Annotated in this window: 28 protein-coding genes; 11 read left to right on the top strand and 17 right to left on the bottom strand. The window is 30.3% G+C overall.

Annotated features, from left to right (window positions below; translation table 11 throughout):
- Positions 1 to 45 precede the first annotated feature (45 nt).
- Positions 46 to 1,425 (top strand): sugar transferase, encoded by a 1,380-nt coding sequence (locus ACFQ1O_RS01095; RefSeq protein ID WP_377712420.1) that lies wholly within the window; start codon positions 46 to 48, stop codon positions 1,423 to 1,425.
- Between the two features lie 19 nt (positions 1,426 to 1,444).
- Here the strand turns inward: ACFQ1O_RS01095 and ACFQ1O_RS01090 are convergent, their stop codons facing one another.
- The 3 genes from ACFQ1O_RS01090 to ACFQ1O_RS01080 form a co-directional block, all read right to left on the bottom strand.
- The gene (locus tag ACFQ1O_RS01090; RefSeq protein ID WP_377712418.1) at positions 1,445 to 2,506 is read right to left on the bottom strand and encodes an acyltransferase family protein; all 1,062 of its coding nucleotides are present in this window, start codon (positions 2,504 to 2,506) and stop codon (positions 1,445 to 1,447) included.
- Entirely contained in the window at positions 2,503 to 3,678 is a 1,176-nt protein-coding gene (locus ACFQ1O_RS01085; RefSeq protein ID WP_377712416.1) for a lipoprotein N-acyltransferase Lnb domain-containing protein, read from the bottom strand. The genes ACFQ1O_RS01090 and ACFQ1O_RS01085 overlap by 4 nt, the downstream gene beginning before the upstream one ends.
- 150 nt (positions 3,679 to 3,828) lie before the next feature.
- Entirely contained in the window at positions 3,829 to 4,908 is a 1,080-nt protein-coding gene (locus ACFQ1O_RS01080; RefSeq protein WP_377712414.1) for a putative type IX sorting system protein PorV2, read from the bottom strand.
- Between the two features lie 188 nt (positions 4,909 to 5,096).
- Here ACFQ1O_RS01080 and ACFQ1O_RS01075 point away from each other — a divergent pair, with 188 nt between their 5' ends.
- On the top strand, positions 5,097 to 5,858 hold the full coding sequence (locus tag ACFQ1O_RS01075; protein ID WP_377712412.1) for a CDP-alcohol phosphatidyltransferase family protein: 762 nt from the start codon (positions 5,097 to 5,099) through the stop codon (positions 5,856 to 5,858).
- 3 nt (positions 5,859 to 5,861) lie between these two features.
- Positions 5,862 to 6,692 (top strand): glycoside hydrolase family 25 protein, encoded by an 831-nt coding sequence (locus ACFQ1O_RS01070; RefSeq protein WP_377712410.1) that lies wholly within the window; start codon positions 5,862 to 5,864, stop codon positions 6,690 to 6,692.
- Positions 6,693 to 6,834: 142 nt separating this feature from the next.
- On the opposite strand, the gene ACFQ1O_RS01065 is transcribed toward ACFQ1O_RS01070, so the two are convergent.
- Genes ACFQ1O_RS01065 through ACFQ1O_RS01055 form a run of 3 tightly spaced genes read right to left on the bottom strand, consistent with a single transcriptional unit; the run spans position 6,835 to position 9,050 of the window.
- Positions 6,835 to 7,878, bottom strand: a complete 1,044-nt coding sequence (locus ACFQ1O_RS01065) for a M28 family metallopeptidase (RefSeq protein WP_377712408.1) — start codon at positions 7,876 to 7,878, stop codon at positions 6,835 to 6,837.
- 59 nt (positions 7,879 to 7,937) lie between these two features.
- Positions 7,938 to 8,258, bottom strand: a complete 321-nt coding sequence (locus ACFQ1O_RS01060) for a hypothetical protein (RefSeq protein ID WP_377712406.1) — start codon at positions 8,256 to 8,258, stop codon at positions 7,938 to 7,940.
- 15 nt (positions 8,259 to 8,273) lie between these two features.
- Positions 8,274 to 9,050, bottom strand: coding sequence for a DUF3108 domain-containing protein (locus ACFQ1O_RS01055; RefSeq protein ID WP_377712404.1), 777 nt, complete (start codon positions 9,048 to 9,050; stop codon positions 8,274 to 8,276).
- A 128-nt stretch (positions 9,051 to 9,178) separates the two neighbouring features.
- Between ACFQ1O_RS01055 and ACFQ1O_RS01050 the strand changes: the two genes are divergently transcribed.
- Positions 9,179 to 9,520: a DUF4870 domain-containing protein gene (locus tag ACFQ1O_RS01050; RefSeq protein WP_377712402.1), complete on the top strand. Its 342-nt coding sequence runs from the start codon at positions 9,179 to 9,181 to the stop codon at positions 9,518 to 9,520.
- A gap of 110 nt (positions 9,521 to 9,630) precedes the next feature.
- Here the strand turns inward: ACFQ1O_RS01050 and dnaN are convergent, their stop codons facing one another.
- The 7 genes from dnaN to ACFQ1O_RS01015 form a co-directional block, all read right to left on the bottom strand.
- Positions 9,631 to 10,749: a DNA polymerase III subunit beta gene (gene dnaN / locus ACFQ1O_RS01045; protein ID WP_377712400.1), complete on the bottom strand. Its 1,119-nt coding sequence runs from the start codon at positions 10,747 to 10,749 to the stop codon at positions 9,631 to 9,633.
- A 98-nt stretch (positions 10,750 to 10,847) separates the two neighbouring features.
- Positions 10,848 to 12,518 carry a gliding motility-associated ABC transporter substrate-binding protein GldG gene (gldG, locus tag ACFQ1O_RS01040; RefSeq protein ID WP_377712398.1) on the bottom strand — a complete coding sequence of 557 codons (1,671 nt, stop codon included), beginning with the start codon at positions 12,516 to 12,518 and terminating at the stop codon, positions 10,848 to 10,850.
- Between the two features lies 1 nt (position 12,519).
- Positions 12,520 to 13,068, bottom strand: a complete 549-nt coding sequence (locus ACFQ1O_RS01035; RefSeq protein WP_377712396.1) for a hypothetical protein — start codon at positions 13,066 to 13,068, stop codon at positions 12,520 to 12,522.
- A 1-nt stretch (position 13,069) separates the two neighbouring features.
- On the bottom strand, positions 13,070 to 13,795 hold the full coding sequence (gene gldF, locus ACFQ1O_RS01030; protein ID WP_377712394.1) for a gliding motility-associated ABC transporter permease subunit GldF: 726 nt from the start codon (positions 13,793 to 13,795) through the stop codon (positions 13,070 to 13,072).
- Positions 13,796 to 13,856: 61 nt separating this feature from the next.
- Entirely contained in the window at positions 13,857 to 14,339 is a 483-nt protein-coding gene (locus ACFQ1O_RS01025; protein WP_377712392.1) for a hypothetical protein, read from the bottom strand.
- 5 nt (positions 14,340 to 14,344) lie between these two features.
- Positions 14,345 to 14,641 carry a putative quinol monooxygenase gene (locus tag ACFQ1O_RS01020; protein ID WP_377712390.1) on the bottom strand — a complete coding sequence of 99 codons (297 nt, stop codon included), beginning with the start codon at positions 14,639 to 14,641 and terminating at the stop codon, positions 14,345 to 14,347.
- A gap of 2 nt (positions 14,642 to 14,643) precedes the next feature.
- Entirely contained in the window at positions 14,644 to 15,477 is an 834-nt protein-coding gene (locus tag ACFQ1O_RS01015) for an SAM hydrolase/SAM-dependent halogenase family protein (RefSeq protein ID WP_377712388.1), read from the bottom strand.
- Positions 15,478 to 15,630: 153 nt separating this feature from the next.
- On the opposite strand from ACFQ1O_RS01015, the gene ACFQ1O_RS01010 reads away from it, so the two are divergent.
- The 6 genes from ACFQ1O_RS01010 to ACFQ1O_RS00985 all read left to right on the top strand — a co-directional run bounded on the left by ACFQ1O_RS01010 (position 15,631) and on the right by ACFQ1O_RS00985 (position 20,791).
- Positions 15,631 to 16,584, top strand: coding sequence for a PhoH family protein (locus ACFQ1O_RS01010; protein WP_377712386.1), 954 nt, complete (start codon positions 15,631 to 15,633; stop codon positions 16,582 to 16,584).
- Between the two features lie 81 nt (positions 16,585 to 16,665).
- Positions 16,666 to 17,484, top strand: coding sequence for a hypothetical protein (locus ACFQ1O_RS01005; protein ID WP_377712384.1), 819 nt, complete (start codon positions 16,666 to 16,668; stop codon positions 17,482 to 17,484).
- Positions 17,485 to 17,593: 109 nt separating this feature from the next.
- Positions 17,594 to 18,541, top strand: a complete 948-nt coding sequence (locus ACFQ1O_RS01000) for a phosphoribosylaminoimidazolesuccinocarboxamide synthase (protein WP_377712381.1) — start codon at positions 17,594 to 17,596, stop codon at positions 18,539 to 18,541.
- A gap of 102 nt (positions 18,542 to 18,643) precedes the next feature.
- The gene (locus tag ACFQ1O_RS00995) at positions 18,644 to 19,876 is read left to right on the top strand and encodes a peroxiredoxin family protein (RefSeq protein ID WP_377712378.1); all 1,233 of its coding nucleotides are present in this window, start codon (positions 18,644 to 18,646) and stop codon (positions 19,874 to 19,876) included.
- A gap of 283 nt (positions 19,877 to 20,159) precedes the next feature.
- Positions 20,160 to 20,333, top strand: coding sequence for a hypothetical protein (locus tag ACFQ1O_RS00990; RefSeq protein ID WP_377712376.1), 174 nt, complete (start codon positions 20,160 to 20,162; stop codon positions 20,331 to 20,333).
- 8 nt (positions 20,334 to 20,341) lie between these two features.
- Positions 20,342 to 20,791 (top strand): hypothetical protein, encoded by a 450-nt coding sequence (locus ACFQ1O_RS00985; protein WP_377712374.1) that lies wholly within the window; start codon positions 20,342 to 20,344, stop codon positions 20,789 to 20,791.
- A 51-nt stretch (positions 20,792 to 20,842) separates the two neighbouring features.
- On the opposite strand, the gene lptB is transcribed toward ACFQ1O_RS00985, so the two are convergent.
- The 4 genes from lptB to ACFQ1O_RS00965 all read right to left on the bottom strand — a co-directional run bounded on the left by lptB (position 20,843) and on the right by ACFQ1O_RS00965 (position 23,790).
- Positions 20,843 to 21,583 carry an LPS export ABC transporter ATP-binding protein gene (gene lptB / locus ACFQ1O_RS00980; RefSeq protein WP_377712372.1) on the bottom strand — a complete coding sequence of 247 codons (741 nt, stop codon included), beginning with the start codon at positions 21,581 to 21,583 and terminating at the stop codon, positions 20,843 to 20,845.
- Between the two features lie 67 nt (positions 21,584 to 21,650).
- A complete protein-coding gene (locus ACFQ1O_RS00975) occupies positions 21,651 to 22,001 on the bottom strand; it encodes a carboxymuconolactone decarboxylase family protein (protein ID WP_377712368.1) in 351 nt (116 codons plus the stop codon).
- 2 nt (positions 22,002 to 22,003) lie between these two features.
- Positions 22,004 to 22,822 (bottom strand): twin-arginine translocase subunit TatC, encoded by an 819-nt coding sequence (gene tatC / locus ACFQ1O_RS00970; protein WP_377712366.1) that lies wholly within the window; start codon positions 22,820 to 22,822, stop codon positions 22,004 to 22,006.
- Positions 22,822 to 23,790, bottom strand: a complete 969-nt coding sequence (locus ACFQ1O_RS00965; RefSeq protein WP_377712364.1) for a KpsF/GutQ family sugar-phosphate isomerase — start codon at positions 23,788 to 23,790, stop codon at positions 22,822 to 22,824. The genes tatC and ACFQ1O_RS00965 overlap by 1 nt, the downstream gene beginning before the upstream one ends.
- A 174-nt stretch (positions 23,791 to 23,964) precedes the next feature.
- Here ACFQ1O_RS00965 and ACFQ1O_RS00960 point away from each other — a divergent pair, with 174 nt between their 5' ends.
- Entirely contained in the window at positions 23,965 to 26,163 is a 2,199-nt protein-coding gene (locus ACFQ1O_RS00960; RefSeq protein ID WP_377712362.1) for a RecQ family ATP-dependent DNA helicase, read from the top strand.
- Positions 26,164 to 26,185 lie beyond the last annotated feature (22 nt).

Here is a 26,185-nt window from a genome sequence, read left to right as displayed (position 1 = left end):
TTAATATAATTATCTTAGCCCCCCCAATATAGCTCGTAATTATAAATGCAGAAAAAGGGTACTTTCCACTTTGAATTATCAGAACGTAAACTATTACTCCGTTTTTTAGATGTAATACTTAGTTTGTTAGGTTTACATTTAATAGGTAGCGTTTTTGAATTTGATTATTTTACTCTTCAAGAAGGAAAATGGATATGGTCTATTCTTTTAGTAAGTTATTTACTATTCTTTGGAACTGTCTTTGAATTATATGATTTAACAAAATCGAGTGATTTTTTTAAATCCTTTAAAGCTATTGTTTTAGCAGTTTCAGTTACTGTTTTATGTTATATTTTAACCCCTTTTCTAACTCCAGAGTTGCCAGAAAGTAGGGTTCAAATTATCTATTTCTTCATTTCAATTGTAATATCTATATGCTTAGGTAGGCTAGCTTATATCAATTTAATTAACGCCCCTATTTTTAGAAAAAATGTTATTTTAATAGCTGATGGAAATCGATTAAAAGAGATTGAAAAAGAAATTAAAGAGGCAGATACTAATTATAATATTCAATATGTCATTAATTCTGATGAGAGTAATACAAAATTTCATTCTAAAGCCATTTCATCTGATAAATTATTAACTGTATTAGATAAAGGAATACATGAGATAATAGTAACAAGAAGTTCTAAATTTTCATCTAAAAAGTTATATAACGATTTATTGCAAGCCTTTAATAATGGGTACTTAGTTAAAGAATATGCAGAGGTATATGAAGATTTAACCAATAGAGTACAAGTAAGTTTTAAGGATAATGAATTTTACAAGCAATTTCCTTTTAGTAAATACAATAATAAGCCACTATATATATGGGTACATAGATTTTTTGATATTGTTTTTGGACTTATTGGAGGATTGTTTTTGGTTCTAACTATAATTCCATTGGTGTTTTTAGGAAATTTATTTGCTAATAAAGGACCAATGTTTTATACCCAAGAGCGAGTTGGTAAGAACGGAAAAACCTTCAATATTTACAAATTAAGAAGTATGGTGGTAAATGCAGAGAGAGAAGGAGCTGTATGGGCTCAAAAAAATGACTCTAGAGTTACTCGTTTTGGTAAGTTTTTAAGGAAAACTAGATTAGATGAATTTCCTCAATTTATAAATATTATTAAAGGAGAGATGAGTGTTATTGGTCCTAGACCAGAAAGACCAGTTTTTGTAGGCGAATTGGCTAAGGAAATACCGTTTTACTCTACAAGACATATTATAAAGCCAGGTTTAACAGGTTGGGCACAAGTAAATACCAGTTACGGAGCTACTGTAGAAGATAGCCTATTAAAATTACAATACGATTTATTTTACATTAAACATCGAAATATTTTCTTAGATTTTAAAATAGTACTCAAAACCTTAAGTACTGTCATTTTTTTTAGAGGACAGTAGAGTAGTAAGCCGTTTTAATTTATCCTTCACTCTTTGTAAGAGATACTTTTTTAATTTTATTTCGCAATGGCTTTTCAAAGTATATGTAGCTAATTATTGATAAAAAAATAAGTATTACAAGTCTTAAAAAAAATGCTTTGGTAAAATCTATATTTTTATCTAACCCAAGGTATTTATTAAGTCTATAGTCTGAAAATATAATCCAAACAGGTGCTTGAAGTATATAAATACCAAAACTAATTTCGCCCAAAAAAACAAAAGGTTTTTTAGAAGTAAGTTTAGAAATATACCCGTTACTTAGCGAAATAAATAAAATTAAAGGAACAAATAATATTGCTAATAAACCGTTATGAAAGTTGAGTCCTATTGGGTATTTCAAAAGAATGATAATAGACAATATAATTACAGATATAATTAAAAAATAATTATGCTGTTTCTCTTTAAGCTTATTTATGAAAAATAAACCAGCTAAATTTCCAACTAAAAATTGATTTAAATGCATAATAGGGTGATATGCCAAATCTACTATGTTATAATATGGAATGTGAATTATTTTATAAATGAGTAAGTGATGTATTACTTGACTAATAATCCAAAAGCTAATTATAATATAACTTATTTTAGAAAGGGATTTCTTAGAGTATAGGTAGTTTAATAAAATAGGAAACAAAATATAAAAGAATAACTCAACAGATATAGACCAACCCGGTGTATTAATAGTTAATGCTTTTTCTGGAATCCAAGTCTGAAACATAAATATGTTTAATAGAAGATTGTAGTAATCTATTTCTTTAAACAATCTAATAGCTATAATTAAAAAAATAGCTAAGAAGTATACTGGGTATATTCTAGCTAACCTATTTTTTAAGTATAATCCGGAGTCGATTTTATTTTTATTCCCATAAGCAATAACCATAACAAAACCAGAAAGTATATAAAAATAACTTACGCCAATGTTTGCTTGATTAAAAAGAAATGAAACAGTCTCATTATTAAACAAGGAGCTTCCAGATCCATAATGAAAGATTACAATAGATATTGCAGCTATAAAGCGAGTAAATGTTAATTGCTCTATTCTCAAAATAATTCTTGTTGTAATTTAAAATATCTATTTAAATACAAGTACCTTATTGCTAAGGCTATTAAAAAAGGAATTAAACTAATAGCAAACTTTTCAATTTTAAGTATCCATACAAGTCCCATAACAACCATTAATATAAAGGCAAGTAAAAAATATTTATCATGCCATTTTCGGTTTTTAAATATGCTAAATGTAATAATTATATTAGGAGTAAAAGCCCAAAGTAAATTAAAGTTGTTAGCAGTAGCTGTGTGGTCTGTAGCAAACCATAGCAGTACTATAAAAAAGCCTATAGTTCCTGTTATAAACAGAATAAAAAAGTCGAATATTTTACTTCTAGTCTTATTTCTAAAATCACGAAAAGTTATAATTATTGTAAAGAGACCTAATATTGAAAATATAAATATTGGACTTGTATAGAAGTTACTTGTTGGAATTCTAGATTCCTCTTTTTTAATTAACGTTTTTGGAACTTTAACCAATGGTTTTTTATTAAGTTTAGCTGCTTGCAATGAATGAAAAACATAACTGGGTAAAAAATCGTGCTGCTCTTTAGTAGCCTTTACATCTATAACACTTCCTAAAGCAATATTAATACCTACGTTTGCCCATGTGTTATAAGGAACGTGGTTGTTTATTAAATCTCTAAAAGTATAATGGGTAGTAATATGATTTCTATTGTATACAACTTTATGTTCTAATACTTCATTTAAAACTTCTGTAATTTTGGTAGCACAGTTATTAAACAAAAAATCGTATTGATATTTAGTGTTTTCTGGTTTTATGTTATTCTGTAAAAAGTTAATAAGTTTTCTTTCTTGCATAGGGGTTAAGTTTAAAACTTGCTCTTTAACTTCTCTATTTTCCCATTGATATTGGGCATAAAAATTAGCAATATCTGTATACCCCATTTTGTATATAAGTTTTCCTTTGGCAAAGTTGGTATAGAAATTCGGGTCATCAAAATCAAAAACACCATAGTTATAAACCAAATCTAACCCTGTCTGATGATCTTTTATTCTAATAGCACTGTGTCCAAATTGACTGTATAGTTCATCTCCAACTCCACATGTTAATACAGAAATCGTGGTGTTGTTAGAAAATGTTACTCCTGGCTGACTAAATACTAAACAGCTAGTTAATAATAAAATGTAAAGAAATATTCTATTCATATTTTATTTATAAAAAAGACCTTATAAGAAAGCAAACTTATAAGGCCTAAAATACTATTTTTTAATCGCGGGGCGATAACTAGATATATAATTTATTAAATAATTTTCGTGCCCTTACTAAATAAGCTTTAAATACTTAAATCGAGATGATTAATTATTTTTTCCAAAAACACTCCAGTCTAACTTTAATGAGAAAATATTAGAATACAACGCCTCGTCTGTTTCACCTAAATTAGTAAGAGAGTAGTCTATAGATATTCCTTTATAATGAAACCCTAAACCAATGTTTGGCTCTACACCTAATTTGTCTCCACCATCTAACTGAGAAACATTTTGAAAATTACCAATTCCACCACGTAAGAAAACTATTTTTTTATAATCGAATTCAAAACCTGCAGCAGGAGTCATACTTGCAAAAGATGAAGAGATAACATCATTTGTTTCTGCAAAACGAACATCTAAATCTACTTCAGCTAATAAGGTTAAATCATGCTTAAAAGTAAATGTTCTGGCTACACCTATTTGCAATTTTGGCAAGGTAAGCTCTGTATCTTCAGGTAACTCTTGGTTCTCTCCGGGAATAGCGTTTTTAATATCCTCAAATTTATCTTCGTCTATACTCCAAGTATTAAATGTGGTTGTAATATCTCGAGCCATTACTCCAAAAGTAAACTTTTTATAGTCGTATTGTATACCAGCATCAAAACCAAAACCCCATGAGTTAGCAAAATCTCCAATAACTCGACGAATAATTTTAGCATTTGCTCCAAAACGTAGGTTTTCTATTCCTAAGTTTTTGGCATAAGAAAATGTTGCTGCATAATCTGCAGCAGAAAATAAGCTAATTCTAGTATAGTCTATATTTCCATCACTATCTATTAATTGTGTAGTATCTAGAATATCATCTACTCCAAAACGAATTAACGATATAGCAAACGCACTTTTTTCATCAATTGGCATAGCAAAACCCGCATAATTATAGGTAGCTATATTGGCAAAGTAATTAGCGTGCATTAAAGAAATTTGCTTGTCTTTTAATTTTAACAATCCAGCTGGATTCCAGTAGCCAGAATTGACATCGCTTGTGTTGGCAACTACAGCCTTAGACATACCAAAAGCTCTAGCATCTACACCAATGTTTAAAAATTCATTAGAATACTTTCTTGTTACTTGAGCTTGAGTATTTAAGAGCCCAGTTAGTAAGAATATAATTAAATAGTAATTCTTCATTTATTTTTTGTAATTGAAAACAAAAATAACATTTAAACTAAAACCATTTCATAAAAATGTGTTTTTTGTTGCTCGCTTAGATAACTACTTTTTAGCAATATTATTGCTTACAACTAAAAATGTAATTCGTTTAAGTAAGTTTAGACGTAAAATCTTTGTTATTTTTACAGCTGCTTAAAAAAAATAAAATGAAAAAACATATTCCGAACCTAATTACCTTATTAAATCTATTTTGTGGATGTATAGCTGTGTTATATGCTGTTACTGGAGATATGTTTAACACGGCGTTATTTGTGGTGTTAGGAATTGTATTCGATTTTTTTGATGGTTTTGCAGCAAGAATGCTAAAAGTACAAAGCGAGTTAGGTTTACAGTTAGACTCTTTAGCAGATATGGTTACGAGTGGAGTTGTACCTGGTATCGTGATGTATAAACTATTAGGTAATTCTATAGTTGAGGAAAATAATGTATGGTTAGATAGCTTAAATCTTTCTGATGAATCTAAAGGATTAATATGTTTTTCTGGAGAAAGCTATATCACTTTTATAGGTTTATTAGTAACTCTTGCCTCTTGCTACCGATTAGCAAAGTTCAATTTAGATACCAGACAAACCGATTCTTTTATAGGAGTGCCAACTCCAGCCAATACTTTATTAGTTTTAAGTTTACCTTTAATTATTATGACTAATGATATAGAGTGGATTAACAACCTAATACTTAATAAATGGTTTTTAATTGGCTTTACGCTACTTAGTTGTTATTTATTAAATGCCGAGATACCCTTATTTGCATTAAAACTAAAAACTTTTGGTTTTAAGGAGAATGCTGTAAAGTATTTGTTTTTATTGGCTAGTTTATTACTAATTGTATTTTTACACTTTTTAGCTATACCAATAATTATAGCTTTATACATAATTGTTTCATTGGTGTTAAATGCTAGAGATAGTTAACGATTGAAAAAAAATAAAAGGAAATATCAATCTAAAAAAAAGGCTTTTTCATTTAAGAAGCATATTGTTTTTCCTATAGTTTTAATAGCGCTATTGTTTGCTGTTTGGCATTACAGATATGCCTTATATTATTTGGCTTATCAACGAATAGAAGAAGCTCCAGATATAAAAAAATCATCTGTAACTACTCAGTTGAGAATTTTTGATGTATTGCAACATCATAAAACTAAGGTGTATGGAATAGATGTGTCTCATTATCAAGGAAAAATAAATTGGAACAAAGCTTTTAAAATACAAGATAGTTTTCCTATTAGTTTTGTTTTTGTAAGAGCAACAGCAGGTAAAGATAGAGTAGACAGAAAATTTAAAAGAAACTGGAAGCAAGTAAAAAAGAAAAACATAGTTAGAGGAGCTTATCATTATTATAGGCCTAACGAGAATTCTTTATTACAAGCAAATAATTTTATAAATGCCGTAAGATTAGAAAAAGGAGATTTGCCTCCAGTTTTAGATATAGAAGATATACCAAGAATACAGAGTATAAAGAACTTAAAAATAGGCTTAAAGCGCTGGTTGAATAGGGTAGAAAAGCATTATGGAGTAAAACCGATTATTTATTCGGGCGAATCGTTTTATAACGATCATCTATATAAAGATTTTTCTGAATATACCTGTTGGATAGCGAATTACAACTATTATGTAGAAAATATTGATAACGATTGGGATTTTTGGCAGTTTACAGATAAAGGAAGTGTAAGAGGCATTAAAGAGTATGTAGATGTCAATATTTTTAATGGAGATAAAGAAAAGTTATTGAAGCTGACTAAGAAGTAAATAGAAGATTTTATAACTTTTTATAGTTGTTTTAAATCATGGCAGTCATTTGGTTTTTTAGATTGCTACAATTTTCTTAATAAAGTGCTTATAAAAAAATATCCCCTCAAAAGAAGGGATAGGAGTATGTTATAAATAGAAATTAATTACCATCTCTATCAACTTTAATTCTTTCTTTACTATTTACTAGCTCCCAAGCGGTATAGAAAATTAGTTTAGTTCTTTCTGTCATTAATGGGTAATCTATTTTATCAGGAGTATCGGTTGGTTGGTGATAATCTTCATGCAATCCACTAAAGAAAAATACAGCTGGAACTCCTTTTTTAGCGAAGTTATAATGATCTGAACGGTAGTAAATGCGTTGCGGATCATTTCTGTCGTTGTATTTATAATCTAAATTAAATCCATCTAGGTTTTTATTTGCTTCAGTCACGGCAGCATCTAGACCTGTACTTAACCTGTCTGCACCAATAACATAGATATAGCGTTTTTTGTCTTCGTGCTGAGGGTCTACACGACCAATCATATCAACATTAATGTTAGCTACAGTATTGGCAAGTGGAAACACAGGGTTTTCTGCATAAAAACGAGATCCAAACAATCCTTTTTCTTCTCCAGTAACATGTAATATTAAAACAGAACGTTTAGGACCAACACCTGCATATTTAGCTTTTTTAAAAGCTTCTGCAATTTCTAATAAAGCAACGGTTCCAGAACCGTCGTCATCTGCTCCGTTGTATATTTGTCCATCATGATAACCTACGTGGTCTAAGTGAGCAGAAAGAACAACAACTTCATCAGGTTTTTCAGTTCCTTTAATATAGGCTAATACGTTTTCTGAGTCGCCATATGCTTTTCCTTCGAAATAAGCTTCAGGAATTGGTTGGAAATAATTATCACTTCCGTCTACAGACGAAATCCCCATTTTTTTGTATTGCTTTTTCAACCATTCAACCGCTTTCTTTTGTCCAGGTGCACCAGTATCTCTACCTTCAAATTCATCTGAGGCATAAATATATAAATCTGTTTTCATCTCATCAGCTGTAATAGTATTTGCATAGATTTCAGCCGTGTTTTTAATTGTATTGTTAGATGTTGTTTCTGAACCAGTTTTTTTTATTACTGTTTTTTGTGCACAACAAGCAGTTAATGCTAAAACAGAAACTGTAATGAAAATCTTTCTCATTTAAGGTTAATTTAGTTGATCTAAAAAAGGATCTATTTGTAAAGCTAAAATACTTAAAATTACTCTAATTCTTCTAAGTCTTTTACAGCATCTTGTTTTGACTTTTTTTCACGTTGTTCCATTTCTATATCATTGTCTATTGTATCGTCTATTAACACGTTTTTGCTAATAGAAATTAAAGCACTAACAAGTGCCAAGCCAATAATTATTTTAGGAAACAGAGTAGACCTTTCATCGTGTTTGTTTAAGCGATATAAAATAAAACCACAGACAAGGGTTATAATAGCAGGAAAAATAGTTAAGCTACCTACCGGAAAGATGGTAAAAGCTATAGTGATAATTAATCCTATAATAGCAATAATCAGTGCTAATAATCTCATAATAAATATTAGGTTTTAGTATTTTAAATTTTTTGCTTGAGTTAATTTTAATTGTCCGTTCCCTACAGGAATATTAAATTCAATTAAAACAGGAACTTTATTTTTGTCTGCAGTTAAATAGATAATATTATTTCCTTTTAATAGATTTTCTCTTTTAAGAGCTACAGAAATTTTATAACATTCTTTTTCTCCTAATACAGTATTGATTTTTTCTTTACCTAAAAACTGTAGGGTTACTTTTTTAATCTTTCTATCAAAAACCACATTAAAATCTTTATTATCACCAACTCTAGCTGTATGAATTGGTAAATTTCTTAAATAATAAAGAGTAGAAACAACATCCTTAGTTTCTGGACTAATATTAAAGGTAGCAGGAATAACTCCAGATTGTCCTCTAACATAAGTAGCATCTACAATATTACCTTTATATTTATAGGTTTCTTTTCTAATGGTACCTTTTTCATTGGTATCTCTTTTATATAAATATGGAGTAGAAGTATACGGATTGATATATGCTTCATAAAGGTCTCTTATTTTAAAAAAATCATCCCACTTTTTATACGTATATGCAGTGCACTTTAAGTGCATGTAACTTTTCTTTTTTGTACGTACAGCCGCGGTTTTCATATCAACTTGAGCAAAGGTTGTTAATAAACCAGACATGTTGTAAGATGCTTGGTAGGTTAGGTGCTCACCAGATTTAAAGGCTTTAGAATTTAATTCTTGAGCTCTAATACCAATAGAACTTATTAATAATAAGTTAATGATGATAAGTTTAAATAGATTATTCATAGAACAGTTTAAATATTAATGCCAAAATAACGATTTTTTATAGGTAATATTTTAATAAAATCTTAAAATATGTAACATGTTGTTTGTTTTGTCGTCAAATATATTACATCAATCAATTATATATTATTATGTTACAAGAAGACAGAAGTATCTTATCGTTATTGCATTTTAGTCAGTTATTAGATTTTATTACAGGTTTTGGTGGATTACTAGTTCCGTTATTTATCTGGTTATTTAAAAAAGATGAAATTTATAAGTTAGACAAAGAAGGAAAACAAGTTATCAACTTTCAGTTGAGTATGTTATTATTAGGGATCATTGCTATTCCTTTGATATTGGCATTAGGTTTAGGCTTATTAATCTTATTCGTTATACCGTTTATTATTGGAATTTATTCTATTATTAATGGATTTAAAGCGAAAAGAGGAGAGGATACTTATTACCCTTTAACTTATGAGTTTTTAAAATAATATTACTTGTTAAAGTAAAGATTTTAATAGATTTTATTTGAAGAACATTTAAATAAAATAAAAGCCAACCTTTTTAGGTTGGCTTCTTTATATAATTACGCTAAAAGTGTTTAGCTGTTAAGCATTACTGGCATTACAAGCATCGTTACTTGTTCACCTTCGTCCAAACCATCTATAGGAGTTAAAATACCTGCCCTGTTAGGTAAAGACATTTCTAAAGAAACATCATCTGCGTTTAAGTTGTTTAACATTTCTGTTAAAAAGCGTGAGTTAAAGCCTATTTGCATATCGTCTCCTTGGTAATCACAAGTTAAACGTTCTTCAGCTTTGTTAGAATAATCTATATCTTCTGCAGAAATATTTAATTCTGCTCCAGCAATTTTTAAACGAATTTGGTGTGTTGTTTTATTCGAGAAAATAGAAACACGTTTAACAGAGTTTAAAAATTGATTTCTAGCAATAGTTAATTGGTTAGGATTTTCTTTAGGTATTACTGCTTCGTAATTAGGGTATTTACCATCAATTAGTCTACAAACTAAATCAATATTATCAAAGGTAAAACGAGCGTTAGAGTCGTTGTACTCTATACTTACATCACTATCATTAGCAGCTAAAATACCTTTCAATAAATTTAAAGGCTTTTTGGGCATAATAAACTCTGCAGTTTCAGAAGCAGTAACGTCGTTTCTTTGGTATTTTACTAATTTATGAGCATCTGTAGCAACAAACGTTAGACTTTCTGTAGAAAATTGAAAAAACACACCACTCATTACAGGTCTTAAATCATCGTTACCAGCAGCAAATATTGTTTTACTGATTGCAGTGGCTAAAATCTCTCCTTTTATAATGGTATTACTTGGGTTTTCTAAAACAACAGCTTTAGGAAACTCTTCTCCACTAGCATATGCTAAAGCATATTTACCGTGATTAGAACTAATTTCAACAGTATTATTATCTCCAACAATAAAAGTTAAAGGTTGTTCAGGAAAAGTTTTTAAAGTATCTAATAGTAATTTTGCTGGAATTGCTACACTACCTTCAGATTCAGATTCTACATCTAGTGTAGCAGACATGGTTGTTTCTAAATCACTTGCAGAAACAGTTAAACTTGTTTGGCTTAAGTCAAATAAGAAATTATCTAAAATAGGTAACGTATTGTTATTATTAATAACCCCTCCAAGTACTTGAAGTTGTTTTAATAAATATGAACTTGAAACAATAAATTTCATTTGTTAGCTTTAATTTAATGAAGAACAAATATATTGTAATTCCACGGTTTTAAGAAACAAACTTATTAACAAGATTAAAGGGTTTTTAACAGAAATTACTATGTATATTTCTTTTTTCTGATATAGTTGTATACAAAACCAAATACAGCTAATAATATCAATGGAATAACCATATTAATAATTTGCCATTTTCGTTTTTCGCTGGCTATTCTTTCCACGTCTAATTGTGGAATTTTAACTTCTTTGTTTCTAACTTTTAAGAGTCCTGTGTCATCTAATAAGTAATTGACAGCGTTTTCTAGAAATTCCTTGTTCCCGTAAGTCTGCCCCGTATACTTATCAAAACCTAAAGCAAGAGGTTCGCCTTTGTTTAATTGGTTCTTAACTAAATCACCATCTGCAGCAACTATTATTTTTGCATCATTACCTTCATCTATATGTTTTTTTAACTTAAACGGTTTTATTCTGTTTTTAAAAGTAGAAGTGAATTTTCCTTCTAATAAAGCAGCTAATACCTGAGGTTTTTTATTGAATTTACTAGCAAACTCTTTATTGACTGTTTGACTAATTTCGTTTAGACTTATTAGTTTAGGTAAACCAACAGTTGCAGTAAGCTGAGATGAGTGTAATAAAGGTGTTTTTTTAATATTAATTCCTTGTTTAAGGAGGTCTATATTTGTTGTAAACTCAAATTTTACTGGATTTATATTATTTATTATTTCATGGTGTTTACCAGGTATTACTAATGGATTATAGAACCAAGGATATCTATTAAATTGCTTTCCGTCATTCAGCATAATATCACTAGCGTACATATCTTTTACAAGTACAGGGTTAATTCTAAATCCGTATTGAAAAAACATATCTTTTAGATTTAAATCTCTAGGCATTCCTAAGGTTTTTTGTTGTAGAAATAAACTATCCATTTCAGCAGTAGTTTTATCAACTAGCCATAAAGATTTACCACCATTCATGATATACTGGTCTACCACATACTTTTCTGAATCAGAAAAGGCTTCTGTAGGTTTAGCAACTATAGCTAAATCAAACTTTTTTAACTGATCAAGTGTTTTGTTTGGTTGTATTTGTACAGAATCTAATGTAAATGAAGTTACTCTATAGTTTTTGCTTAATGTATTAAGAAAATCAAAAGCATATTTACTTTCTAACTGGCCATTGCCAATTAAGTAAGCAATGTTTTTAGCATTATTTTCAATAACAGTTTTAAAAGCATTGGCAAATGCATACTCTAAATGTTGTACTGAATTATTAACTCTTTCTACAGTAGATTGAGTTAATAAGTTGTTTTTTAATAACGGAACTACTTTTCCTTTTTTATTATAGATAATTTCTGCCCATGGAAAAACTATTTCCTGAGAAGTTTTACCATTTTCTCTAATATCAACTTTGGCAGGTACCATACCAAACTGGCTCATTTGCCCGATTAATTGATCTATATCGTCTGTTAATGTTTTTGGATCGACATAGTTAACTACTATATTACTATTTAAAGCTGTAAACTCTTCTAATAATTGTTTGGTTTCTATTTGTAAACGCTGAAATTCTGCAGGTAAATTACCAGCTAAATAAACATCTATAGTAATTAAGTCGTCTATATTTTCTATAGTAGACTTTGATGCTTTAGATAAAGTATAACGTTTATCTTGAGTCATATCAAACCTTGTAAAAACAAAATTCGAAAGCATATTAATTGCTATAACAGCAACTAAAGCTATGGCTATGGAAACAATATTTTTTTTAAACCACATATTATTTCTTGAATTGAGTATTTATAGAATCTAATACTTTGTTTGATTCTGGAGCTTTCTTAGGTTCATAAGTATATTCTGATTTGCTCAGTATAACTTTAGAAACTTTGTTGTTGCTAAAAATAATTTCTACATCCTCCTTTTGATCTGTAAAGGCACCAGGAGTTAATCCTAATCCATAATTCCAAGCATCAGGGTTGTAGTTATTTGCATCAAAATCCCAACTAAGCCACTGAACTTCTCCAAGCATGTTGGCTACTTCATTTTTAGACTTACCAATTAAGAAATTGGTTTCAATCATATTATCAATCATTTCGTATCGTAAACCTGGTTTTTCTTCCCAAGCTTCTGCATCAAATTTTTTATGATGATGATAAGGTATAAATATATTTGAAATGGGGTACCAAATATAAAAGTAAACTAAAGGAGTAATTATGATAGCTAAAACAATATTTAATATCTTTTTACTATTATCTATTGCATTTAAAAATAAATATAGTAATACAACTATTATAATACATGAAATAATAAGAACTGGAGTAATAATCATGTTATTGCTTGCTTAAAGTTAATTTAGTTAAGAATAAGAAAAAAGCACTTATACTTATAAAGTAAATAATATCTCTAGTGTCTAATACGCCTCTACTTATACTGTTAAAGTGAGCTTTAACGCCTAAGTTTTCTATAGCAAAACTCGATACACCAAAAAGCTCATATTCAGCAAAACCTTCAAAGCCAAAGTATAATATAAAACACAATAGTATTGCTATAATAAATGCTACTATTTGGTTGTTACTAATAGCAGATGTAAACAATCCAACAGCACTAAATATGGCAGCAATACCAATTAAGCCAATATAAGCTCCAGTTGTTGCTCCCAAATCGATATTACCAATTGGGTTACCTAATTGATAAATGGTGTATATGTATAATAGGGTAGGTAGTAAAGCCAAAGAAGCTAAACTAAGTATACCTAAATATTTACCTATTACTAGTTGCCAAGAGCTTATGGGTTTGGTTAACAAAAGTTCTAGGGTTCCTTGTTTTTTCTCTTCAGAAAAACTTTTCATACTAATGGCGGGAATAAGGAAAATAAAAACCCAAGGAGCTAAGAAATAATAACCGGAAAGATCTGCAAAACCGTAATCTAAAATGTTAAAATCACCTTTAAAAACCCATAAAAATAATCCGTTAGCCAGTAAATAAATACCAATAACTAAATAGCCTATTGGGGAGGCGAAAAAGGATTGTATTTCTTTTTTTAAAATAGCAAACATAGAGTTCGATTCGAGATTAAAAGATTAAAGATTCAAAGATTGAAAAAAAAACGCTGAAAAGCTAATCAATTATTGTAAGGCTTTTGATGTTTAAAATATCTTTAAATCGTTTTATGCCATTGTTTGTTAATTTTTTAAAAAACAAACCAATAAAAAGATACCTGATAACGAGTAAGAATACTAAAAAAGGAATTAATTGTGGAATTAAACTTTCAAAGTTTTCTTTTGCTCCCATAAATAAAATAAAACTGAAGAATCCAATAGCCCAAATAGAAATTAAAACTTTAAATGGAGTGTTAACGGTAGTTGTTACTTGTATTTCATTATTTTTTACGTTACCAGTAAAAACACATAAGGCTCCTTTTCCTATTTCAGAGCTAATCAATTTAAAGTTGTTAGTTTCAACCTTGCCAATAAATGTTTTATCTGTATAGCTTGATATTAATGAGTTAGATTTTTTTGTTCGTTGTTTTAACTTTTCTAAAGACACTTCTTTATCTTCAGCTAATTCAATAGTAAAAGTTTTAGACGGAAATAGTTTCATGTTTTTTATTTTAAACTATGTAATTTATCTACACTCCAAGCTTGAGGTTTGTCGGCAAACATAGGTTTTGTAATAGCCCATATTCCTTTAAATAAATTAGAGTTTCTATAATTGTTTAAGGCTTCTTCATTGTCCCAGTAACTATAGGTAAAAACAACATTTTTATGATACTTATCTTGATATAGTTCTAAAAACTGGCAACCTTCAAAGTTTCTTATAGAGTCTTTTTGTTGCTCAAAGTTTTCTAAAAAAGTAGGTATGTGTTTACTTTCTAAGCAAAGTTTTACAATTCTAACGAGCATGTTTATGAATTAAATTTTACCGAAATAGTATCTCTATAACTTAGTCCTAATAGAGATGATGCCCCTCCAACAGTATTCAAGTTACTTTTATAGATTGCTATTTCTAAATTATTATTAGCATTGAATAGGGCTAACCTTTTTCCGTCGTCTTGTCTTTTTTCTTTCGGTATGTTAAAATTTACACATTCACTGTAAGCATTATACACTGTTTTAAAGGTGTAATTCCTAACTAAAACGGTATAATCTCTACCCTTTGCAATAGTTTGAATGAGTTCTTTGGTAATATTAGTTACTACATTGCCATAATGATCTACGTACAATACGTTGCCTACAATTAAGTCTTGCGTATTATTAACTACTGGTGATAGGTTAGTTACTTCTTTTAATTTATTAAACGGTTTGCCTATAACATCTAAGTTGCCACCACGAGCTATATGAGTTGCAACTTTTGTAAATATGTTTTTTACAGGGAAATTATCATTTAAATCGTTATGAATGTTAATGGTTACTAGCTTTTCTGGTAAAATACTAGAACTTAACATTGACAAAATACCATTATTGGCACAAATAAAATAATGCCCATCTAGCAACATAGCTAAATGTTCATTTTCTGGAGATAACTCAGAATCAACACCAATAATATGAATCGTTCCTTCAGGGAAACTTTGATAAGCATTTTTTATAATATAAGCTGCTTCTGTATAGTTAAAAGGAGAAATATGATGAGAAATATCAACAATTATACTAGAAGGCTCATATGAGTAAATAGCCCCTTTAATAGCGCTAACATAATGGTCTTTTAATCCAAAATCGGTTGTTAAGGTAATAATAGCCATTTAAATTAATTGTTGATAAGTTGTCGATAATCCTTAGCAAAAATGCAGAATTTTATGCAGTAAATCTAAGGATTTTTTAGTTAATTTATAGAAGCAATAGTAATCAGTTGGCTTACTATACATGTAAAGAAGTATAATTTAATACAATAGCTTTTGAACGAACTAATATTAGAATTAACCGAAATAAATCCGAGTGAATTTTTCGGACAACAGAACAAGAATATTAAGTACTTAAAAACTTTTTTTCCAAAGCTTAAAATAGTAGCTAGAGGAAATAAGATTCAAGCTTATGGTGAAGAAGAGATTCTCGAAGAATTTGACGAAAGAGCGCAAATGCTTATGCAGCATTTTGCCAAATACAATAAATTAGATGAGAATGTAATAGAACGTGTCTTAACCGCTGAAAATGGAGCAGATATACACACTTCTGCAGCAAGTGATGATATTTTAGTACACGGAGTTGGAGGTAAAAAGATAAAGGCACAAACTGTTAATCAGCGTAAATTGGTAGAAGTGTCTAAGGCTAATGATATGGTTTTTGCTATTGGACCTGCAGGTACTGGAAAAACTTATACAGGTGTTGCGCTAGCCGTTAGAGCTTTAAAAAATAAAGAGGTTAAGCGAATTATTTTAACTAGACCTGCAGTAGAGGCAGGAGAAAATCTTGGATTTTTACCAGGAGATATGAAAGATAAGTTAGATCCTTACATGCAACCATTGTATGATGCACTAAGAGACATGATTCCTCCAGAAAAGTTAGAATCCCATATGGAAAAGGGAATAATTCAAATAGCACCAATGGCTTTTATGCGTGGAAGAACTTTAGATAATGCCTATGTTATTTTAGATGAAGCTCAAAATACTACTCGAGCTCAAATGAAAATGTTTCTAACTCGTATGGGGAAAAACGCACGTTTTATGATTACTGGTGATCCTGGACAAATAGATCTACCAAGAAGAACCGTTTCAGGGCTAAAAGAAGCTATATTGGTTTTAAAAGGCGTGAAAGGAATAGGGTTTATTCATTTAGATGATAAAGATGTTATAAGACATAGATTGGTTAAAAAAGTAATAGAAGCCTATAAAAGTATTGAACATCAGGAATAGAAATAACAACTTCAATTTTTAAATTATAATAAAATAGTAGGGTACAGGTCTTATAAGTTGTTTTAGATGTAAAAACAAATTATGAGACCTTTATTTTTAAGCATTTGTTTATTAGTTGGCGGACTACTTTCTTGTCAAACACAAGTAGATAATGAAACAATTGGATCTTGGGAAATACACAATGGTATTTTGTTAGCAAATACTCATGTAAGTACTTCATTAGCCCAAGAAAACTGGAAGGTTTTTAAAGAGATGTTTCCAGAAGAATTAACACACAAGTATTTAAAGAAATTGGTTTTAATTTCTGACGGTATAGACGAAAAAACTGGAGCCTTGGGCTCTTTAAATGACGAAAACTCTCAATGGGAGCTGGTACTCGACACCATGGATGTTAATTTTAAATCTAAAGGAAAAGAACGTTTGTATCAGTCGGTATATACTTATGTACATGAGTTTGGACATTTGTTAACGCTCAATAATACACAAGTAAAGCCTACTAATAAAGAATATCAAGAAGATGGAGGTTTATACTTGACTTCTGAAGGAGAGGCGCTGAAAAGTAGTTATATAAACTTATTTGTTAATCAATTCTGGAATGGTAAGTTATTATCAAAATGGGATAAAATTCAATACAAATATTTTGATAATGAAGTAGAATTGGTAGATAGATTATATAATTTTTATTTAGACAATCAAGATCAGTTTCTAACAGATTATGCAGCAGAGAGTCCAGAAGAAGATATAGCAGAAAGTTGGACTGCCTTTGTAATGAAAGATAAAATTGATAACCCAAAAACTATAGCAGAGCAGAAGCAAAACTTTTTTTATCAGTTTCCAGAATTGGTATCTTATCGTAAGCATGTAAGAATCAAAACAGAAAAATATTTAAGAGTTCAATAGCAAATCAATGAGCTTTAAAAACAATATTAAAAATTGCCTTTATAATGAATGAATTTATAAAGGCTTTGTTTATTTTTGCCAAATCAACAACAACACAACAACTTAACTAATGAGTAATACCATTAATAACACAAATTATAACTTTCCTAACCAGAAGTCTGTTTATAAAGGAAAAGTGAGAGAGGTATATAATATTAATGATGAAAAGTTGGTCATGATTGCTTCAGACCGTTTATCAGCCTTTGATGTTATTATGCCTAAGCAAATTCCTTTTAAAGGTCAGATTCTAAATCAAATTGCTGCTAAAATGATGAAGGAAACAGAAGATTTGGTTCCTAACTGGATAATGGCAACTCCAGATCCAAACGTAGCTGTTGGGCATTTATGTGATCCTTTTAAAGTAGAAATGGTTATTAGAGGGTATTTGTCTGGTCATGCTGCTAGAGAATACAAAGCAGGAAAGAGAGTGCTTTGCGGGGTTGAAATGCCAGAAGGTATGAAAGAGAACGATAAGTTTCCAGAGCCTATTATAACACCATCTACCAAAGCTGATAATGGTGAGCACGATGAGGATATTTCTAGAGAAGATATATTGGCTAAAGGAATTGTTTCTCAAGAAGATTATGAAGTGTTAGAGAAATATACAAGAGCTTTATTTGCAAGAGGTACAGAAATAGCAGCAAAAAGAGGATTGATTTTAGTAGATACCAAATATGAGTTTGGAAAAACTAAAGATGGTAAAATTGTTTTAATAGACGAAATTCATACTCCAGATTCATCTCGTTACTTCTATGCTGAAGGTTACCAAGAGCGCCAAGATAAAGGGGAGTCTCAAAAGCAATTATCTAAAGAATTTGTTAGACAATGGTTAATAGCCAACGGATTTCAAGGTAAAGAAGGACAGGTAATTCCAGAAATGAATGAAGAAAAAATAACTGAAATATCTGAACGCTATATAGAGTTATATGAGCAAATTACAGGAGATACTTTTGTAAGAGCAGATTTATCTAATATAGAAAATAGAATTAAAGAGAATGTTGAAGCTTATTTAAGTTAAAAACAATTCTGAGTAGAAGTAAATCTTCAAAATAAAATTTAACAAGGGTTGTCTAAAAAAGGACAACCTTTTTTTGTAGTTTTAATCCACTAAAAAAATATCATGAAATATATTTATAGCCTTTTATTTGTTGTAGTAGTATTTTCTTGTAAAAAGGAAGTAAAACCAGTTGAAGAGAAAGAAGTTGAAAGAGAACTAAAATCTGGTATGTATAGAGCTGTTATCGATGTACAAGATAATAAGCAACTTCCTTTTTTGTTCGAAGTGAAGTCTGATAAAAGTATAGTAGTTTATAATGCAGAAGAACAAATACAGGTTTCAGATGTAAGTGTAGCAAACAGTATGGTACATATTACAATGCCTGTTTTTGATGCTCATTTAAAAGGAAGAATAGACGACAAAGGTAATATAGAGGGAACTTACGAAAAAGGACCAAATTATACTCCAGTACCTTTTGAAGCCATTCATGATATACATTTTAGGTATCCGGTAATGGCTAAAACACATCAGCCTGTTGGTGGTAATTGGGAGGTTACTTTTAGTCCAGGTACAGATAATGAATATAAAGCCAAAGGAGTATTTAAAGATGGAGACGAAAATGTAGTTACAGGGACTTTTTTAACAGAAACTGGGGATTATCGTTTTTTAGAAGGCGCTTTAGATGGTAACAAATTAAAGTTTAGTGCTTTTGATGGAGCTCATGCTTTCTATTTCGATGGAGAAGTAAAAGGAGATAGTATAGTAAACGGAATGTTTTATTCGGGGAATCATTACAAAGAACCATGGGTCGCTATAAAGAATTCTACATTCGAACTAACGGATCCTAGTAAATTAACTTATTTAAAAGAAGGTTACGATAAAATTGAATTCGCTTTTCCAGATATCAACGGAAATCAGGTTAGTTTAAAAGATGAACGCTTTAAAGATAAAGCGGTTATCGTTCAGATTATGGGAAGTTGGTGTCCAAATTGTTTAGACGAGAGCAAGTATTTAAGTAATTATTATAAAACCAAACCAGAAGGAGTTGAATTTGTTGCCTTAGCTTTTGAAAATGCAAAAGAAGATAAAGCTGTTAAAAATTTAAAAAGATTAAAAGAGCGTTTAGAAATACCATATCCAATATTGTTAGCCCAAACAGGTACGGCGAGTAAAAAGAAAGCAGCAGAAAAGCTACCAATGCTAAATCATGTATTATCGTATCCAACAACAATATTTATTGATAAGAAAGGTCAAGTACAAAAAGTCCATACTGGGTTTAACGGGCCAGCTACTAGGCAAAAGTTCCTAGACTTTAAGAAAGAGTTTGAAAGTCTTGTTAAGGAGTTAGGGAAGTAATTTTTATATGGATAGAAGAGGTTTTCTGATAGCTATTTACAACAGTGTTACTTTCTTTTGGGTTAAGATTCTGAAGCCCTTACTTTTGATAGCTTTAGTGGTTTTTTGTTTAAGATTTATATTTAATGCAACATTTCAAAATGGTACAGAGAGATTCACTATAGCTACACTTGTGTTTATTGTTGTTATTTCATTGTTGTTCAGGTTTTTGAGTGGGTTTTTAAATAGATCAATTCAGACAATTTTGTCAAAATTTCCAGTAAAAATCCAATCATTTTTAAGAGTGATTTCGAAAATTATAGATTTTGTAACTCCCTTTTTATTAGGAGGAATGATTTATCATTATTACAGAGAGAATGGAGATTGGGCAACTATTGTAATTGTATCGCTTATTCTTTTAATAGATAAGGTAAAAGAGGTGCTTAAGGCAGAAAAATCACTTTTGCTTGAAAAATAATTTTGATAATGGTTTATTGGGAAGGAACTCATAAAGATTTTCATTGGTTTGAAGTTGTGTCTGGCTACCAATTGTGTTTATATACTTTGATAGATGACTTGCCTGATTTATTTTTAAGTAAATATTTATGTATCTCTCATTTTGATGGAGGAGAGTTTGCACCAACAAATAAAGAGGTTGAAATTGGTTGGAAAAAAGAAGAAGAAATTGCTTATTCTCCAAAGTTAACAAATGATATATTAAATGGTCCGATATGTGATAATTATGATCAATGGTATTTATTTGAAAATCCAACAGAAATACCAAGTGTAGAATCATATGTCAACTATGAAAACTTTTCATTACAAGAGGATTTGGAAGAGTGGTCAGAATTACAAAAAAGTTTTTGGAGCCACATAGAAAGTATAAATCCAGATATTTTTTATCTTAGACGGTGTAAGATTAATATTTGTATCTAAAAATAAAATGGAAATAGATAGAGTTGTAAATCTAAGTCTTAGTAAAAAAGTTTAAAAATCTAACTTCTTTTTACGCAGCTCAAAGTTTTGCCCTAAATACACTTTACGTACCATTTCGTCTGCAGCGAGTTCTTCTGGTACTCCGTGTTTAAGAATGCTCCCTTCAAACATTAAGTAGGTACGGTCTGTAATAGCTAAGGTTTCTTGTACGTTATGGTCGGTAATTAATATACCAATATTCTTGTCTTTTAAGCGAGCTACAATTCGTTGTATGTCTTCTACAGCAACCGGATCAACACCAGCAAACGGTTCATCTAATAAAATAAAGCTAGGGTTGGTAGCTAAAGCACGTGCAATTTCAGTACGTCTACGTTCCCCACCCGAAAGTAAATCTCCTCTACGGTTTCTACGCTCTTGTAAGTTAAATTCTTCAATTAATTGTTCTGTACGCTCTTTTTGTTCTTTCTTAGAAAGATTAGTAAGTTCTAAAACACTCATGATGTTTTCCTCCACGGTAAGCTTTCTAAATACAGAAGCTTCTTGAGCTAAATAGCCAATACCGTGTTGAGCTCTTTTGTACATAGGAAACTTGGTGATTTCTGTTTGATCTAAAAAGATTTGACCGTCGGTTGGTTTTACCAGTCCAACAATCATATAGAAAGAGGTGGTTTTGCCTGCTCCATTAGGACCTAATAAACCAACAATTTCTCCTTGTTTAACTTCTACAGAAATGCCTTTAACAGCTAATTTGTTTTTATAGGCTTTTCTTATGTTTTCGGCTCTTAATATCATTGCGTTTTTGTTGCTCAGAGGTAAAAGTAAGTAATTAAAATGTAATGTTTAAAGCTTTAATATATTATTAACCTTCTTGTAAAGCATCCCAATATTCGTAAGCTCTACGCAAATGTGGAATAACGATAGTACCACCCACAAGTGTAGCAATACTCAAAGCTTCTGCAACCTCTTTACCGTTTAAACCAGCTTTATTGCATGATTCTAAATGGTATTTAACACAATCGTCGCAGCGCAACACCAAAGAGGCAACTAAACCTAACAATTCTTTTGTCCTAACATCTAAAGCTCCACCCATAAAAGCTTTGGTGTCTAGATTAAATATTCTATGTAGTATTTTATTATCGTCTTGTAAGATGCGTTTGTTCATCTTTTCACGATACTCATTAAATTCTGCTACTTTATTATGATCAGTCATTTTTATGAAAGGGTTTTCTTTTGTTCTTTTTTTACAATTCGTTTAGATATTATAATACTAATTTCATACAGTATCATAACGGGTATGGCTACTACTATTTGGCTGGCTAAGTCTGGCGGAGTAATTATAGCCGAAACAATTAAAATTAAAACTAAGGCTACTTTTCTATTTTTCTTTAAAAATTCAGGAGTTACTAAACCAATTTTAGTTAAAAAATAGATAATAATGGGTAGTTCGAATAATAGCCCAGAAGCTAAAGAGCAAGCTCTTACAATACCAACAATAGAATCTAAGTCAAAGTTGTTCTCTACAGATTTTGAAACAAAATAATTTGCTAAAAAGTTAATAGAGAGTGGACAAATAATAAAGTATCCAAAAAGTACTCCTAAAAAGAATAATAAAGAAGATACCACAATAAATCCTCTAGAATTTTTTCTTTCGTTTTGGTGTAGACCAGGGCTAACAAATTTCCATAGTTCATAAATAACATACGGAAAAGCAACAATGAAACCTAGCGTTATAGATACCCATATATGTGATGAGAACTGCCCAGCTAGAGTTCTGCTTTGAATTTTAAAATTAAAAGATTCAATACATAAGCCTTCGTCCATACCAATGGCTTTAGAAAGGTTACAAAGTCCTTTGTAGGTCATAAATCCAGGATCTGTAGGGCCAAATATTAAAGTGTCATAAACAAATCCGGGTAAAGAAAACATAATAGCTGCCACTATTAGAACAGCTAAAACAGCTCTAATTAAATGACGTCTTAAAATTTCTAGATGATCTAGAAAAGACATTTCATTTGGGTCTTTTTTAGCCATTATATAATTCCTTCTTTTATTAAATCATGTAAGTGAACAACACCACTATATTCATTCTTGTCTGCCACTAATAATTGAGTAATATCATTATTTTCTAAAATTTCTAAAGCATCAATAGCCATCATATTACTTTCTACAATTTTAGGGGAAGCAGTCATGATGTCTTTAGCAGTAAGGTTAGAAAAATCAGTAGTCTTTGCTAACATTCGCCTTAAGTCTCCATCTGTAATAATACCTAACACTTTTTTAGAGTTATTTACAACAGCAGTAACACCTAATCGTTTGTTAGATATTTCTACAATAACTTCTTGAATAGTAGCATCTTCTGTAACCTGAGGTTTTTCGTTTTTAGAAACTAAATCAGCAACGCGTAAATACAATCTTTTTCCTAAAGCACCTCCAGGGTGGTATTTAGCAAAATCGTTACTTGTAAATTCTTTCAGCCTCAATAAAGATACAGCTAAAGCATCGCCAATAACTAGTTGAGCAGTTGTACTAGTTGTTGGAGCTAAATTATTAGGACAAGCTTCTTTTTGTGCATAGGCATGTAAAACAAAATCGGCTTCTTGCCCTAAAAAAGAATCTCTATTAGAAGTAATGGCAATAAGTTTATTTCCGCCACTTTTTATTAGAGGAACCAATACTTTAATTTCTGGAGTGTTACCACTTTTAGAAATACAAATAACGGTATCGTCTTTTTGTATAGTACCTAGATCTCCATGTATAGCATCTGCAGCGTGCATAAAAATTGCTGGAGTTCCTGTAGAGTTTAGGGTAGCTACAATTTTAGTGGCTATATTAGCACTTTTCCCTATTCCAGAAATTACAACTCTACCCTTAGATTGGTATATATAATTAACAGCTTGAGCAAACTCTTGATCTATTAAGTTTACTAGGTTGGCAATAGCTTCTTGTTCTATTAGGATAGTCTCTTGAGCTATTTGAATAATTTTATTTAAATTACTCATTAAAAATTATGATTTGGCAACTCGCTGAAAATCTTTTATTTAAAAGATAGCTAGTTTAGATTGTTTTAAAATTGATTTTATACTCGTTAAAAAAATGAAAATCTTATTTCATGTTTTAAATAAAGTAGTATCTTTAATTATTGCAAATGTAATGTAAAATAGTAAAACTCTATAATGGATTTTAATGAAAATGACATACTTGCAGCCCTAAAAAAACATTTTGGTTTTTCTCAATTTAAAGGCTTGCAAGCAGACGTTGTAAAAAGCGTTCTAAATGGCGAAAACACTTTTGTAATAATGCCTACTGGTGGAGGTAAATCACTGTGCTATCAATTACCAGCTTTAATGAGTGAAGGTACTGCAATAGTTGTTTCACCACTTATAGCGTTAATGAAAAATCAAGTTGATGCTTTGAGAGGAATTTCCTCAGAGAACGGAATAGCACATGTATTAAATTCATCATTAACTAAAACAGAAGTCAAAAAGGTTAAAGAAGATTTAACTAATGGAGTGACTAAGTTGTTATATGTAGCTCCAGAATCTTTAACCAAAGAAGATAACATAGAGTTTTTAAAAAGCATCAAAATTTCTTTTTTAGCAGTAGATGAGGCTCATTGTATTTCGGAGTGGGGACATGATTTTAGACCTGAATACCGAAATTTAAGAAATATCATCCAAAAAATAGATGAAGGTATATCTATTGTAGGGCTTACAGCTACCGCTACTCCCAAAGTTCAAGAGGATATACTTAAGAATTTACGTATGGCGAATGCTACTACATATAAAGCCTCGTTTAACAGACCTAATTTATATTACGAAGTAAGACCAAAAACCAAGGCAGTTGATGCAGATATTATTCGTTTTGTTAAGCAAAATCAAGGTAAAAGTGGCATTGTTTATTGTTTAAGTAGAAAAAGAGTAGAAGAGTTAGCTCAAGTTTTACAAGTTAATGGCATAAACGCTGTTCCATATCATGCAGGTTTAGATGCCAAGACTAGGGCCAAACATCAAGATATGTTTTTAATGGAAGATGTAGATGTTGTTGTAGCTACTATTGCTTTTGGTATGGGGATAGATAAACCAGATGTTCGTTTTGTAATACATCATGATATTCCAAAGAGTATCGAAAGTTATTATCAAGAAACCGGAAGAGCTGGAAGAGATGGAGGAGAAGGACATTGTTTGGCTTTTTATGCCTACAAGGATATAGAAAAATTAGAAAAATTTATGTCTGGTAAACCAGTAGCAGAACAAGAAATTGGTCATGCCTTACTACAAGAAATGGTTGCCTATGCAGAAACATCTATGTCCAGAAGAAAGTTTATCCTTCATTATTTTGGAGAAGAGTTCGATGAGAATACAGGAGAAGGTGGAGATATGGACGATAATATGCGTAACCCGAAGAAGCAACATGAAGCTCAAGATGAGTTAAAGATGATGTTAGAAACGGTTAGTGATACTAAAGAAAAGTATAAATCCAAAGAAATTGTAAATACTTTAATCGGAAATAAAAACGCTTTAATTAGTTCTCATAAAACAGATACAAAACCTTTCTTTGGAAGGGGGAAACATAAAGACGATAAGTATTGGATGGCATTAATACGCCAAGCTTTAGTAGCTAAATATGTAAAAAAAGATATAGAGACTTATGGTGTTGTGAAGTTAACAGATAAAGGTAGAGATTATATTGTTTCTCCTCAATCTTTTATGATGACAGAAGACCATATATATGCTGCAGATGCAGATGACAGTATCGTAACTATGGCAAAAGGCGGTGCAGCTGCAGATGAGAAGTTAATGAAGATGCTGAAAGATCTACGTAAAAAGGTAGCTAAAAAATTAGAAGTACCTCCTTTTGTAGTTTTTCAAGACCCTTCTCTAGAAGATATGGCTCTTAAATATCCTATTACAATGGACGAATTAAAAAATGTTCACGGTGTTGGAGATGGAAAGGCTAAAAAATACGGAAAAGAATTTATAGATTTAATTGGTAGGTATGTAGAAGAAAATGAAATAGAAAGGCCAGACGATTTAGTAGTAAAAAGTACAGGAGCAAATTCTGCGTTAAAACTTTACATTATTCAAAATGTAGATAGAAAGTTACCTCTAGATGATATAGCAGCAGCTAAAGGTATGGAAATGGCAGACTTTATTAAAGAAATGGAAATGATTGTTTTTTCTGGTACAAAGTTGAATATAGATTATTGGATAGACGATCATTTAGATGAAGATCAGCAAGAAGAAATACACGAGTATTTTATGGAAGCTGAAAACGATAAAATAGCAGATGCTATAGAAGAGTTTGATGGGGATTACGAAGATGAAGAATTAAGACTTTATCGAATTAAATTTATTAGCGAAGTAGCTAATTAAAAACTTTTGTCTTTGTGAAAAG

Source organism: Pseudofulvibacter geojedonensis (assembly GCF_042675745.1).
GTDB classification, from domain to species: domain Bacteria; phylum Bacteroidota; class Bacteroidia; order Flavobacteriales; family Flavobacteriaceae; genus Pseudofulvibacter; species Pseudofulvibacter geojedonensis.
Note: the sequence above shows the minus strand (reverse complement) of the source record. Positions and strands in the feature narration are given on the sequence as shown.